Below are 14956 nucleotides of genomic sequence, written 5' to 3'. Positions count from 1 at the left end.
AATATATTGATAGATAAAAAAAGCGCCCACAGTGGGGCGCAAGTTTCAGGTATTCATAAAGATATAATTAAATCAACTTCTAGGTTGACCTGATGGTAAGTATATTTACCCAGCTAACTAATCGCGAATCATAAATATAAAAAGAGTGAGGACAATCACAGCATTAGAAAATAACATGTTGGGCGCTCTCTTTATAACGACATAACGACATAACGACATAACGACATAGAGTAACAAAAGAAAAAACCACCTTTCAGAAAATACATTTTAAAGGTGGTCTCCAAAACAAAGAGATAAAAAGAGAAGGGGTAATTAACTGATCGTCATCAAGCTTGCATTACCTCCTGCAGCTGCTGTATTAATACTTAATGCTCTTTCATGTAATAAACGCTCTAATAATAGACCAGTCTCACCGCGAGAAAACCCTTGTACAGAAATTATTGCCCCTTTGCGTTGAGCAATTTTCTGGCAAGTTTCACGTAATTGATCACCATCACCATGGTAAATCACGGCATTTATTTTCAGTGACTCATTATCCCATTTTTCAGTTAATGCAATGGCTTTTCTGACAATATCAGGTAATTCACGATATGTTTTTTGTGAGAATAGGCTATTAACGACAATAGCATGACAACCGCAAGCGAGAACCGCTGCAATTTGAGTGAATGCATCTTGTTCGTTATCTGAAATACACAGCACATGACCACAAGGTACTAATTGATAAGTATTACGTTCACCTGTTGGTCCTGGTAGTACGCGTAATGTTCCAGCTTGAGATGCAAGAGCATATTTATCTAAAGCTTCATAGTGTGATTGATCTGTTCTGTTTGATAACCATTCCATATACTTATGATAAGCCTGTAATAACGTATTACGCATGGAAGTATCGAGAGGGAGTGTTTCATCTTGGCGAGCCAATGTTTGTGTGGCCGCATTTTCAGGGCGTTTAGATAATAAGCGATACAGATAAACAGGGCCACCTGCTTTTGGTCCTGTACCAGATAATCCTTCCCCACCAAAAGGTTGAACTCCCACAACCGCACCAACCATATTACGATTTACGTATAAATTTCCCACTTTGGCATTTGAGGCAACATAAGCAATAGTTTCATCAATACGCGTATGAACGCCCATGGTTAACCCATATCCTGTTGCATTAATCTCTTCTAGCAAAGCAGGCAAATCTTGGCTTGCATAACGTACAACATGTAACACTGGACCAAAGATTTCTTTCTTCAATGAACTGACTTTATCTAACTCAATTAAAGTCGGTTGAATAAAAGTACTGTTATGTTCAATGTGTTTTGACAAATTATTGTGTGATGCTTGATAAATATCAAAGCCTGTTGTGCGCATAGATTGAATATGCTTCTCTATGGCCGATTTTGCTTCTTTATCGATAACTGGGCCAATATCTGTGGATAGCAAACTTGGATCACCTATTGTGGCTTGTGCCATCGCACCTTTAAGCATTTCAATAGTATGATCCGCCACTTCTTCTTGAATACATAAAAGGCGTAAAGCAGAACAACGTTGGCCTGCGCTATCATAAGCGGAAGCCATAACATCACTCACTACTTGTTCTGTCAAGGCAGATGAATCTACAATCATGGCATTTAAACCACCGGTTTCTGCCACTAAAGGTACTGGATGTCCTTCGCTGTCTAATCGACCTGCTAAGGTCTTTTGTAAAATATGAGCAACATCGGTTGAACCTGTAAACATCACGCCACGAACACGTTCATCAGCTACTAAACGTGCACCAATAGTTTCACCTTGTCCTGGTAGCAGTTGTAGTGCAAAAGAAGGAATACCTGCTTGATGGAAAAGTGCTACTGCTTTTGAGGCAATTAATGGGGTTTGCTCTGCTGGTTTAGCAAGCACGGTATTACCCGCGGCTAAAGCAGCTGCAATTTGCCCACTGAATATGGCTAATGGAAAGTTCCATGGGCTAATACAAACCACAGGTCCCAAAGGACGATGTGTATTATTATCAAAATCTTGAGCTACTTGTGCTGCATAGTAATAAAGGAAATCAATGGCTTCACGGACTTCAGCAATGGCATTACTGTAAGTTTTGCCCGCTTCACGCACTAATATTCCCATAAGTGGCCCCATTTGCTGTTCCATTAATTCCGCTGTACGGATCAAGAATGAAGCTCTTTGTGCTGGTGGTGTTGCAAACCAGATCTCACCTTTTTCTTGGGCAATGGTTAAGGCAAAATCTGCCTCTGCTTCAGTGGCTTCTCTTACTGTACCTACAACATCCGTATGATTGGCTGGGTTTAATACAGATTGTGGTTCTAGTGTTTTTTCTGAAGAGTTAAACGTATCACCTAATAAAGGTTCACAATGTATGTTTTCAGTTGCTGATGTTAATAAGGCGCTAGAAAGCGATGCCAAGCGATGTTCGTTTGACATATCAATACCGGGGGAGTTTTTACGCTCATCACCATACAGTTTATTAGGAAGTGGAATTTTAGGATGAGAAAGCCCAACTTGGCCTTCAGTTTGAGCTATTCTATTCACTTCTTTGACTGGATCGGCGACTAATTCATCAAGCGAAATTGTAGTGTCCGCAATTCGATTAACAAATGAAGTATTAGCACCATTTTCAAGTAAACGGCGGACTAAGTAAGCAAGTAATGTTTCGTGAGTCCCTACTGGTGCATAAATACGGCAAGGGCGACCTAATTTTCCGTCTGCTATTTTACCGACTACTTGAGCATAAAGGGGTTCACCCATACCGTGTAAGCACTGGAATTCATATTGTCCAGGATAATAGTTTTGACCCGCTAAATGATAAATTGCTGACAGTGTGTGTGCATTATGCGTGGCGAATTGTGGATAAATAAAATTAGGTGATGAGAGTAGCTTTTTCGCACAAGCAAGATAAGAGACATCGGTATACACTTTGCGAGTATAGACAGGATAGTCTTCAAGGCCATCGATTTGAGCGCGCTTTACTTCGCTATCCCAATAGGCGCCTTTCACTAAACGGATCATTAAACGACGACGACTACGGCGTGCCAAATCAATGACATAATCAATAACTAATGGACAGCGCTTTTGGTAAGCTTGAATAACAAAGCCAATACCATTCCAACCTGCTAATTCAGGTTCAAAGCAGAGTTTTTCAAGTAGGTCGAGTGAAATTTCTAGTCTATCTGCTTCTTCGGCATCAATATTAATCCCAATATCATATTGCTTTGCTTGTAATGTTAATGAGAGTAGGCGTGGGTAAAGTTCTGACATCACTCGTTCATATTGAGCACGGCTATAACGAGGATGTAATGCTGAAAGCTTGATAGATATTCCTGGGCCTTCATAAATACCTCTGCCATTAGAAGCTTTACCAATTGCATGGATGGCTTGTTGATAAGAAACCAAATAATCTTGAGCATCTTTTTCTGTTAATGCCGCTTCTCCTAACATGTCATAAGAGTAGCTAAAGCCTTTTTCTTCAAGTTTACGCGCATTTGCGAGTGCTTGAGAAATAGTCTCGCCTGTCACAAATTGTTCACCCATTAAACGCATTGCCATATCAACACCTTTACGGACTAATGGCTCGCCACTTTTAGTGAGAATACGATTTAAAGAGTTAGACAATTTTTCTTCATTATGTGTAGAAACTAGTTTACCTGTAAATAATAAGCCCCATGTGGCAGCATTCACAAACATAGATTGACTTTGTCCTAAGTGTGAACGCCAATTTCCATGACTGATTTTGTCGCGAATAAGTGCATCACGCGTGGCTTTATCTGGAATACGCAATAAAGCTTCTGCTAAACACATTAGGGCAACACCTTCTTGTGAAGAGAGTGAAAACTCTTGTAATAGACCTTGAACCAATCCTGAACGTCCAATGCCATTTTTCTGTTTACGTAATTTTTCGGCAATGGAATAGGCTAATTTATGTGTTGCTTGAGCTTCATTTGCAGGTAAGGTTGCTTGTTGCAATAGCATCGGTACAGCTTGTGTTTCAGGTGTGCGATATGCAGAAGTAATTGCTGAGCGTAAAACAGACTGCGGGTGAATATGTTCAGCAAACTCCAAGAAAGGCTGATAATGAGTGGCTGGTATTTCAGTGCTTTCATCAAGATCTTGATCTGCAAATGCTGAGTGACCAAGATTAACCTGATCATTTTCAATTTGTTCTAGATAATTGAAAATAGCCTGTTTTATTAACCAATGCGATGTTCTATCTAATTTCTGTGCAGCTTCTTTTAATCTATTGCGGGTTTCTTCGTCAAGCCTAACACCCATTGTTGTGCTACTCATGCAGTGCTCCTCATATTCTATTTCTAATTCACAAGTATCAGTTACCCGTTATTTTTATTAATATCATTCATGTTGCAACTTTGTGCAACATTGTTAACATTTTATTTATAAATAATGTGAAAGTAGTCAGGTTTTGTGTTTAATTAAAAAAACATCTAATTTATCAAATTAATATATTTACATATAAATCAATAAATTATATTTATATTGTTAATGTTTATATTTATAATGCATCCTTTAATTAAGACAAATAGTGTGAAGTCATATACAAAATTTAAACATTTAAACGTTAATTTCTTGTTAAATGCAGCTAACCTATTCTAGGATTGATGTGAATGTTTTATCTGTTGCTGTAAGAAATTATTTTAATTAAAAACTGAAAAGATCATTAATGCGCAACGAAGTGCAACGTTCCTGTACAAGTGAAAAGCATACCGATGGTCGGAAACAGATTTATGGAGAACTGCAATTATGGCTCTAACTTCGCCAATGCTCATTACATTTACTATCTATATCTTGGGTATGCTTTTTATTGGCTACCTTGCTTATCGCTCAACAAAAAACTTTGATGATTATATTCTTGGCGGTCGGAGGCTGGGCAGTGTAGTAACTGCATTGTCAGCGGGTGCTTCAGATATGAGTGGTTGGTTATTAATGGGATTACCTGGCGTGGTGTTTTTTGCTGGCATTTCAGAAAGTTGGATAGCTATTGGACTCTGTTTAGGTGCGTGGCTAAACTGGCGTTTAGTCGCGGGACGTTTACGTCTGCAAACTGAAAAAAACAATAATGCATTAACGCTACCTGATTATTTGACATCGCGTTTTGATGATAAAAGCAAGATGCTACGTATCATTTCAGCGTTAGTTATTCTGACCTTTTTTACTATCTATTGTGCATCAGGTGTCGTTGCTGGTGGAATGCTATTTGAATCTACGTTCCATATTCCTTATCACGAAGCGATGATTTATGGTGCCATTGCAACGATTGCATATACCTTTTTAGGTGGCTTTCTTGCTGTAAGTTGGACTGATACAGTTCAAGCGACTTTAATGATTTTTGCTCTGATCTTGACTCCTATTATTGTCATTTTCTCTGTGGGTGGTATTGATACGTCTATTGCTATTATTAAAGCAAAAGATCCATCTTATTTAGATATGTTCAAAGGGCTTGATTTTATCGCTATTGTTTCGTTATTAGCATGGGGATTAGGCTATTTTGGGCAACCTCATATCCTTGCACGTTTTATGGCGGCTGATTCTAACCAAACTATTCGTAAAGCACGCCGTATTGGTATGACGTGGATGATCCTCTGTTTAGGTGGAACCGTTGCGGTTGGATTCTTTGGTATTGCTTATTTTGAAATGAACCCAGCACAAGCGGGTGCTGTAACAGCTAAAAATGAACGTATTTTTATGGAACTGGCTTCACTGCTCTTTAATCCATGGATTGCTGGTATTCTTTTGTCTGCAATTCTAGCTGCGGTTATGAGTACATTAAGCTGCCAATTATTAGTTTGTGCAAGTGCATTAACTGAAGATTTATACAAACCATTTATTCGTAAAAGTGCGAGCCAAAAAGAGCTAGTTTGGGTAGGACGTGGCATGGTGTTATTAGTTGCGATTATCGCAATTTTCTTAGCACGAGATCCAAACAATAAGGTGCTTGATTTAGTGAGTAATGCGTGGGCTGGTTTTGGTGCTGCTTTTGGCCCTGTGATCCTCATTTCTGTAATGTGGAAACGTATGACTCGTAATGGTGCATTTGCTGGAATGTTGATTGGGGCTTTAACCGTGTTAGTGTGGATGCAATATAAATGGTTTGGGTTGTATGAAATTATTCCCGGTTTTATCTTTGCTTCTATTGCTATCGTTGTCATTAGTTTAATGGGGAAAGCACCAAGCAAAGAGAATCAACAACGCTTTGAAGAAGCTGAGACTCAATATCGTAATACATAATAAAATTAGATAAATCAAAGGCTATCTTATTTAATAAGGTGGCCTTTCTTATTGAATATTATAATAAAATAGAGAATATACAATAAAGTAATTTTATCATTAACAGATTTAAATCGTTTTACACGGATTGTTTTTAAATGAAAGTATTATGAAGGGGATTTAGTCATAGATAATAAGATATATGATGAATATAAAAATCAGTCTATTGTTGATAGTCTGATTTTTATATTTTTAACTTAAATTAGATACAAAAGATATAATGTAAACATTATTCGTAGTAAATAAATTCGTTATGAAGCAAGGCCTTACTAAAATTAATGACTTTATCATTAAATTTAATTGTACTTTCAAGTTCTTCTTTTGAACAGTTAGCAAATTTATCCCATTCAAGACAGGTGGTGATAAAGGCTTTATCTTCTCCATTAACGCCTTTGATATAGTTTGATTGAGTAACAACTTTTCCTTCTAGATCATACTGGTATTCTACATTTATTTTGCCGTCTTCTATTACTGATTGTAGTTTTCCTTGAGGACTATAGATGTACTCTGTTGTAATAGTCTTAGTTGTAGGATCAGACGACTTGCTTGTCTCTTTAATAATGCGTCCATCTTTATAGTCGAATTGGCTAGTGATGGTATCCAGTAAAGCGCCATCATTTGCGTAATATTGGATTACTTTTTTGTTGAACCGGTTTTGTTCATCTTTATGATAGGTTTCTTGCATGTAGATAGAGTGTGAGCCATAGGCATTTTTTATCTGAAATTGATATCGGATAACAGAAGGGTTATTAGGCAATGTTCTTATTAAATTAGTTTCTACATTACCTTCAAAGTACTCTTGCATTGATGTGCTATTTTTCAATAATTTTCCACACTCATCAAAGTGGATTTCACCTTTTAGTGCTTTAAAACGTCCGTCATGAGGTATCGTGCTTGTCATCGTGACTGATTTAATCGGGCCGTTATAAGAACTGAATAATATAATGTGGTTATTAGTAATATTAGTTTGCTTTTCAGTCTCTGAGCATTGAATTGGATCGGCGATTGCTGGTAATGAGGAAACCGCATAAAGAGAAAGGGCGATAAGAAGTCGTTGTAATTTCATAAGGTCATCCATGTAGATACTCGTCATATTTCAAGCCTAGCGCTGTTGCTTATATTCATTCGCTCTAGTTACATACTTAAGTGTGTAACTAGTCGCTTACTCATTTATTGCCTAACTACATCTTGAATTATTTAGAGTCTGGGTAGAGCATAGAAAATAAGTTCTATAGTATAGGTAATTGAATGATCAAATAGTATAGATAAAATCCTATATGATTAACCGATATATAAAAGAAAGAAAAAATTTTGGTACGATCATACTGTTTTTGGGAGCATAAAAATGTCAAACGCATTTTCTTTTATTACTGATACGGCAACTTTGGTTATTTTTGATTTACAAGCAATCCAACATAGGAAATCAGATACAGCAGATTGGTGGAGCATACAGGATGATGAGTTAGATGAGATGAACAAAGGCAATATTGCATTTATTGGTTTAGGTAATGATGGTTTTTATACAATTAATCTATGCGATAAAATTGAAGATCCCGATGTAAGAATAAACATAAACTGTCCATCAGGTGAAGTTTTTATTGGTGCAGGAGAGGATACAACTGGCGGTAACTTAGAGCCAGATGATCCACAATATCGCGCAGGAGAAATTATTTTTCTCCCAGTAGGCGATTATGAAGTTTCATTAAAAAAAGTAAGCAACATACTTTTTATCTCTATTATTTTCAGTAAAGCGAAACTGAATAAGTTTGAGAATGTTTTACGTTTGGATTAAATGAATATATATAGTTATATAATAATAAGTGAAAGATGCTATTATTTAAAATGCCCCCCTTGTTTTTCATTAATAAGTTAATAAATATAAATTAAACAATCTTTGGTTATATTGATTATAATATAGCGAATGCATTTGTTGTAAATAAACTTTATCAATTAAATAAATGTTAATTTATTAATCTAATTTAAATGTTACTGAAAGAAACAGGTGATATAGATAATGATAAAATAATATGGAAGATTTTATTTTTAAATTTTAAAAAATAATGAATTTATTGAACTTGTTTTATTAAAAATGATAAATATCAATTTTAAGTAAGTTAATATTTTTTTAATATTAATCTTAATAAATAGATGTTTTTTTTGTTAAAAATGCGAAATAGTCATATTTAGACTATAAGAATATGCTTAAAATCGAAAAATATATAAATATTACTCTTTATACGTGTTAAATATAGTTGCGTTTTACGAGTAAATGAGATGATAATTGCAAATACTTAAATATTAGTACGTAATAAACATGAAATAATGTTGTTGATAACATTTTATTTCGTGTGAGCCTTTTCGTTTATTTACCCCCAAAAACAACTTATTTAAATATATAACAAGAGAGAGTTTTATTATGAATAAAATGCTTCTTACTGCGATGATCGCAGGTATTTTTTCATCTACAGTTTATGCGGCTTCTGATAACACTATCCGTTTTCAAGGCGAAGTTTCTGATGAAACTTGTACTGTAACGGTTAATGGTAATTCAGCACTTCCTGTTGTTTTATTACCAACCGTGCCCGTAACCGCATTAGATACTGCGGGTAAAACAGCAGGTCAGACACCATTTACTATTGCAGTGAGTGGTTGTACTGGTTCTAAACCAGCAGATACAAATATTAAAACTATATTTATTGCTAATAATCTGACAACAGAAGGTCGTATTGGTAATACAGCAGCAAATAACAATGTTAGTTTAGAAATTATTGACCCTGCGAAAACAGGTACAAAAATTGATTTAACTGGTGTAGGTAACGAAGGCCTAGTATTAAAAGCAAACGAAAAATCAGCATCTTATGATTATGCTGTACGTTATTATGCAGATGATGTTGCAACAGCAGGTAAAGTAGAAGGTAGTGTGCAGTACTCTATCTCTTATCAATAATGTTTATATGTCTCCTTTATATAAAGGAGGCATTTTTTATTTATATAAGAGGGAGATAAGTAATGAAAAAAATAATAATGCTAATTATCGTATTTTTCTTAAGTTATAGCACTGCGTCGTATTCTAGTGTCACCATGCTAAAAACACGTATTGTTTATTCATCGGATTCACGCTTTGAAGTTTTAAAGTTTATGAATAACGATGAAATTCCTTATATTATGCAAATATGGGCAGATAAAAATAATCCTAATTCAACCCCGGATAATGCAGATGCCCCTTTTGTTATTCAACCCCCCGTTTTTCGTATCGATCCTAAAACAGGGAGAGACGCACGATTAATTTATACTGGCGAAGGCCTACCACAAGATAAAGAATCTATTTTCTTTTTAAATGTGGCACAAATTCCACCTAAAGATTTGAATAAAGATATAAAAGAAGGAAATAGCTTTACGGTCATTGTGCATCATCGATTAAAAATATTTTATCGTCCAACTGAGATTGTCTCACAGCTAAATAATATCGAGAAAAAAATATCATTCTCAAAAGAGAATAATGGAACTATAAAAGTTAAAAATGATTCACCTTTTTTTGTGTCATTTGCGCAACTTGAGGCCACGAATACTTCGGGTCAAAAATTTATATTTAAACCAACTATGGTTTCTCCGTTATCAACGGAAGTATTAGTCGCTGAAAATGGCAGAACGATTTCATTTTCACCCGATAAAATGACCTATAAATACATTAATGATCTAGGTGGGCAAAATAGTGCGACAGATTTAATTCATTAAAAAAATGGAATTGAAATGAAATCCATAGAAAAAAACACAGCACAATTAAATAAGAGAATAAAAGTCGTATTCATAATCGGCTCATTTTCTCTATTTATTCAATCAATGCCTTTTGCATTGGCTGATGATTATGAATTTGATCCTTCTTTATTATTAGGTAGCAAAAATAATATCAACATTAATCAGCTTCATGATAGTAATTATGTGGAGCCTGGCAATTATGATGTTGATATCTACATTAATAATCGCTTTTTTGAAAGAAAAATAGTGCATTTTCAATTAAATGATAACGGTAAAGTAACGCCTTGTTTTAATCAACAACAGATTGATGATATGGGGATATTGCTGGATGATGAACTCAGTCAAGATAATAATCAATGTTTAGTATTAAACCAAATTAATAAAAATATTGTAGATTCATTTGATGCTTCTAATTTTAGGATCATGATTGCAGTGCCTCAAATCTTATTAAAACGAAGACCACAAGGTTATGTCAATGAAGATGATTTAGATGCAGGCAATACCATGTTGTTCACTAATTATTCTGGTAATTACTATAAGAATAAATCGAACGGACAAAGTTCAGACTATGGTTTTGGTAGTGTCAACATGGGCATAAATTTAGGAACCTGGCAATTTCGTCAACAAGCGTCTTACTCTTATAATTCATCAAAGTCGGGAAGTAATAGTGAATTTAATTGGATTAGAACTTATCTACAAAAACCGCTACTGACATTAAAGTCGATGTTAGTTGTCGGTGATATTTATACAACAGGCGCACAATTTTCAAGTCTGGCATTTAAAGGTATTCAATTAATGTCTGATGAAAGAATGTTGCCGGATTCTCAAAAAGGTTATGCACCTGTTATTCGTGGTATTGCGACGACAACTGCCCGTGTAGTGATAAAACAAAATGGTACTGAAATTTATCAAACGACTGTGTCACCTGGGCAATTTGAAATAAATGATCTTTATCCAACTAGTTATGAAGGAGATTTGTTTGTCGAAATTTACGAAAGTAATGGCAAAATTTCTTCTTTTACAGTGCCATTTACCGCATTACCTGAATCTGTAAGAGCTGGGCGCCTTAAATATAACTTTACTGCGGGTGAAGTGAATAACTTTGCTACAGAAAATAGCTATTTTTCAGATATTGCTTTGCAATATGGTGTGAACAATACGGTAACGCTAAATACGGGGGTACGTGTAGGACACCAATATCAAGCCGTATTTGTCGGCTCTGTTATTGCTACAAAATTAGGGGCAATCGGCTTTAATTCGGCATTTTCAAACGCTGAAGTGGAGGGTAAAAATTATCAAGGTGGACGATTAGGTATTAGTTATAGCCGTACTTTTAGCCCAACAAATACTGTTATTACACTCGCAGGTTATAAATATTCAACAGAGAATTTTCGCGAATATAATGATGTGTTGGGTTTGAGAAAAAGTGCAAGTAATGACATGGAATGGAATTCCAGCAGCTATAACCAAGAAAGCCAGTTTACACTTAGTGTTAATCAGTCTCTTGATAGGTGGGGGCAGCTTTATATTTCGGGCTCTATCAGTAACTATTATGGTAATAAAGGACATGATGCCCAGTATCAAATTGGTTATTCAAATACCTATAAAGATATTGCTTATAGCCTTGCTTATAGTCGCCAAAAAACGGGACAAATGACGGCAAATAATACTTTTACACCAATAACAACCGATCCGATATCTGAGGATATGGTTATGTTATCTGTTTCTATGCCATTAGGACGCTCTGATTATTCACCTATGCTATCACTATCTTCTAGTCATTCTAGCGATGATTCGAGTTATCAAACGAATTTATCAGGACTTTTAGGTGAAGATAAAACGCTTTCTTATAGTGTAAATGCGGATTATGACACACAAAATAGAGCGATAGGCAGTGGTTTACATTTAATTAAACAGCTTCCTTTTACCACGCTATCAGGCAGTATCTCTAATGGTAAACATTACACGCAAGGTAGCGTAGGTATTCAAGGAGCGTTAGTTGCACACAGTGGTGGGATAACATTAGGTCCTCGTATTAGTGATTCTTTTGCTTTAGTGGAAGCAAAAGGTGCAAGTGGTGCGAGTGTGAGTAATGGTATGGGCGCCCGCATTGATCCTTTTGGTTATGCTATTGTGCCTTCTCTTGTCCCTTATCAATATAACAATGTTAGCTTGGATGGGAAAAATATTAGAAATAATAATATTGAGCTATTGGAAAATACGAAGCAAATAGCACCGTATTCAGGTTCAAGCACCAAAATCGTTTTTAAAACCCAAGTCGGATATCCTGTATTGATTTCGATTAAGCCAGAAAGCGAATTGGCATTAGGCGAAAATGTTTTCGATAAAGATAAGCACATTGTTGGTATGGTAGGGCAAAGTAACCAGATTTATGTCAGGGTTGAAAATAGGAAAGGGATACTGACTGTCGGTAAAGATGAAGATAGTTGCCAAATTGATTACGCAATACCAGAAGAAAAAGAAGCAGATAAACTCATTTTATTATCAGGTCAATGCTTATGAAATTAAATCGCTGTTTATTTTCTCAGTACTCCTCTATTTTATTAGCCTTGATGCTATTCCCTTCTTTAGCCTTGGCAACATGTTATAAAATAACAACTACGACGACTAATCCTAATAGTGTGTATTATACCGAGCCGGGCAAAGGTTCAGCGAAAAGTTGGCAAGGTGCGAGAGATGATTCGGGATCAATGGGAAGTACCCCTAAAGTCATTAATGTTAATAATGATCAGTTTCAAATTCCGGGTACATTAGTGGCGAGTGGTTTTGTCTCTTTTTTTGAGGCGGGTTATGAAGTTTATGATCCTGAGCAGATATTATTTCGTTGCACAGCCGATGAAGAGGGTAAATTAAGAGAGTTTTACTCAACTAATGGTGACTATAATTATGGTGGCAGAAATCTAGTTAATCCAGCATTAGGTTTAAATGATACCTATATTAGTCTGGCAAGAGGATTGGGTATTCGCATTAAAAATACCATTACAGGCGAATATTATAGTCGCTATTGGAAATCTCGTGCTTTAGATAATTTAGAAAGAGATAGCCAAGGATGGATCTTAGTAAAAGCAAAAAATTTCTCTAATATGGAAGTGGAGTTATTTAAGATTAACTATGAAAGAACAAGTGATATGCCACCGGCACAATCAAGTAGTGGATTAATTACTTTTATTAATCAACCGGCAGGTTATATCGCTTTTCAAAGCTCTAATTTCTCTTATTTATTAAAAGATGGTGCAGATCACGCTACAAATTATCATGGTTTTTATGCTTATTGGCCTGCCGCTGTAAATATGTCTCGCCGAATTTATATACGTAATGCGTCTACTTGTTTTGTGCGAAACGTTACGCCTTATGTTTTATTTCCATTGGTTACTATTAATGAGTTAGCAAGTGGCAAAAAAGTCACTTTACCTATTACGATTGATTTTTATTGTCAATCAGCACCGCCTGCGAGCGATGGTTTGAGTAATATTTCTAGTGGGACTGGAGCGGGGCAAACCGCAATGGGGTTTTTACCTAGACCTGCAAATGTTAACAAAGCAATTGAATTAGGATTAACAGTACCTAATGGTGCCGCAATTACTCATTTAGTGACAGATGGTTATGGTACTGACTCAAGTATGGCAAAAGGGGTTGGTGTAAGAATATATCGTCCATCAGGTGTGGCGTTAAACTTATTATCAACATTAGCGAATGAAGGGCAAGGTGAAAGTTATGGTTGGTATCCTATTTATGATGATGCTAGTTCAGTCTCATTTAATAATGGTATTACCGATTTAACTAAAACATTATATGCCTCATTAGAAGCGTTACCGAGAGAGAAAATAACTGCTGGTAAATTTAATGCGACATTACAAGTGATTATACAGGTGCAATAAATATGAAAAAGAGCGGTATTTTTATTTTGTTGCTGTGCTTTTCGTTTATCGCCAAAGCGAATTTAGCCTTAGAGGGTTCTAGAGTGATCCTTTATCACTCAGATAGAGAAGCATCCTTAAATATAAAAAATGATGGTGAACTTCCTGTGGTAGTTCAAACATGGGTGGATGATGGTAACCCAGAAAATACCCCAGAAACCATAACTGATGTTTCCGCTTTATCATTACCACCAGTATTACAATTAAAACCGAGTGAATCACAACGGGTACGAGTGATTAATAAATTTACTCATACAGATAAAGCGAAAGAGACACTTTACTGGCTTAATTTATATGAAATCATGCCTAAGCCAGCGAACAAAAAATATGATGAAGGTTTAATTAATGTTGTCATCAGATTACAAGTAAAAGTATTCTATCGCCCTGATGATTTAATCATGGTGATTTCTGATGTTAGTCGAGCTCTTATTTTTACAAAATTAGATAAACAGTTAACAATTGAAAATCCGACACCTTTTTATGTCACCATTAAATCCGCATCTGGTGAAAATAATCCTAATATTCTTATTCCTATGATAGCGCCATTTTCCAAACAGAAAATCAATCTAGAGGATAGTAAAATAAATACCATTAACTATGTTTTAATTGATGATTTTGGTGGAGAATTTGAAGATAAAAAAGAGATAAAATAGACTTTCTAGTGGTTTGTATTAAATTACCTGATTAAGTTAGAGTAATTCTCTATTTTAATTAACTCTATTAATTATAAAAATGGGATGAAATATAAGTAGATGCTGTTTTTATTAATTGGCGTATTATTTTAAGTTTTCGGCTTAAGATAAATGCGCCATTTTGTCGCCACTTTCTTTCAGATACAAAAAAGCCACTTATTTCTAAGTGGCATAAGTGTCTGATTTATCAGCTTAAAATTGGTGGCTTGTGGGAGGCTCGAACTCCCGACCAATTGATTAAGAGTAGTATTCATACCACATTAAAATCAATAAGTTATAAGTTTTTCAATAAGT

General features: G+C 35.4%; 9 protein-coding genes. 7 read left to right on the top strand and 2 right to left on the bottom strand.

The features are described 5' to 3' along the window. Nucleotides 1-312: 312 nt before the first annotated feature. Nucleotides 313-4281, bottom strand: coding sequence for a trifunctional transcriptional regulator/proline dehydrogenase/L-glutamate gamma-semialdehyde dehydrogenase (putA, locus tag QSH13_RS06320; RefSeq protein ID WP_286038951.1), 3969 nt, complete (start codon nt 4279-4281; stop codon nt 313-315). A gap of 471 nt (nt 4282-4752) precedes the next feature. Between putA and putP the strand changes: the two genes are divergently transcribed. Continuing rightward, complete coding sequence (gene putP / locus QSH13_RS06315; protein ID WP_109395720.1) at nt 4753-6237, top strand: sodium/proline symporter PutP; 1485 nt, start codon at nt 4753-4755, stop codon at nt 6235-6237. Between the two features lie 268 nt (nt 6238-6505). Here putP and QSH13_RS06310 read toward each other — a convergent pair whose 3' ends face one another. Further along, nucleotides 6506-7342: a hypothetical protein gene (locus tag QSH13_RS06310; protein ID WP_286038950.1), complete on the bottom strand. Its 837-nt coding sequence runs from the start codon at nt 7340-7342 to the stop codon at nt 6506-6508. 279 nt (nt 7343-7621) lie between these two features. On the opposite strand from QSH13_RS06310, the gene QSH13_RS06305 reads away from it, so the two are divergent. From QSH13_RS06305 to QSH13_RS06280, 6 genes are all read left to right on the top strand, one after another. Beyond that, entirely contained in the window at nt 7622-8068 is a 447-nt protein-coding gene (locus QSH13_RS06305) for a DUF6386 family protein (RefSeq protein ID WP_286038949.1), read from the top strand. A 624-nt stretch (nt 8069-8692) separates the two neighbouring features. Then, a complete protein-coding gene (locus QSH13_RS06300) occupies nt 8693-9223 on the top strand; it encodes a fimbrial protein (protein WP_109395717.1) in 531 nt (176 codons plus the stop codon). 62 nt (nt 9224-9285) lie between these two features. Further along, complete coding sequence (locus QSH13_RS06295; protein ID WP_109406681.1) at nt 9286-10011, top strand: fimbrial biogenesis chaperone; 726 nt, start codon at nt 9286-9288, stop codon at nt 10009-10011. Nucleotides 10012-10026: 15 nt separating this feature from the next. After that, nucleotides 10027-12555 (top strand): fimbria/pilus outer membrane usher protein, encoded by a 2529-nt coding sequence (locus tag QSH13_RS06290; protein WP_286038948.1) that lies wholly within the window; start codon nt 10027-10029, stop codon nt 12553-12555. Beyond that, entirely contained in the window at nt 12552-13931 is a 1380-nt protein-coding gene (locus tag QSH13_RS06285; RefSeq protein WP_286038947.1) for a fimbrial protein, read from the top strand. The genes QSH13_RS06290 and QSH13_RS06285 overlap by 4 nt, the downstream gene beginning before the upstream one ends. Before the next feature lie 2 nt (nt 13932-13933). Beyond that, on the top strand, nt 13934-14623 hold the full coding sequence (locus QSH13_RS06280) for a fimbrial biogenesis chaperone (protein WP_109406679.1): 690 nt from the start codon (nt 13934-13936) through the stop codon (nt 14621-14623). Nucleotides 14624-14956 lie beyond the last annotated feature (333 nt).

Source organism: Proteus faecis, from assembly GCF_030286765.1.
GTDB classification, from domain to species: domain Bacteria; phylum Pseudomonadota; class Gammaproteobacteria; order Enterobacterales; family Enterobacteriaceae; genus Proteus; species Proteus faecis.
Note: the sequence above shows the minus strand (reverse complement) of the source record. Positions and strands in the feature narration are given on the sequence as shown.

What these genes read in the sequence shown, in the direction of transcription:
- putA (WP_286038951.1), bottom strand. Translation starts at nt 4,281, where the DNA reads ATGAGTAGCACAACAATGGGTGTTAGGCTTGACGAAGAAACCCGCAAT.
- putP (WP_109395720.1), top strand. Translation starts at nt 4,753, where the DNA reads ATGGCTCTAACTTCGCCAATGCTCATTACATTTACTATCTATATCTTG.
- QSH13_RS06310 (WP_286038950.1), bottom strand. Translation starts at nt 7,342, where the DNA reads ATGAAATTACAACGACTTCTTATCGCCCTTTCTCTTTATGCGGTTTCC.
- QSH13_RS06305 (WP_286038949.1), top strand. Translation starts at nt 7,622, where the DNA reads ATGTCAAACGCATTTTCTTTTATTACTGATACGGCAACTTTGGTTATT.
- QSH13_RS06300 (WP_109395717.1), top strand. Translation starts at nt 8,693, where the DNA reads ATGAATAAAATGCTTCTTACTGCGATGATCGCAGGTATTTTTTCATCT.
- QSH13_RS06295 (WP_109406681.1), top strand. Translation starts at nt 9,286, where the DNA reads ATGAAAAAAATAATAATGCTAATTATCGTATTTTTCTTAAGTTATAGC.
- QSH13_RS06290 (WP_286038948.1), top strand. Translation starts at nt 10,027, where the DNA reads ATGAAATCCATAGAAAAAAACACAGCACAATTAAATAAGAGAATAAAA.
- QSH13_RS06285 (WP_286038947.1), top strand. Translation starts at nt 12,552, where the DNA reads ATGAAATTAAATCGCTGTTTATTTTCTCAGTACTCCTCTATTTTATTA.
- QSH13_RS06280 (WP_109406679.1), top strand. Translation starts at nt 13,934, where the DNA reads ATGAAAAAGAGCGGTATTTTTATTTTGTTGCTGTGCTTTTCGTTTATC.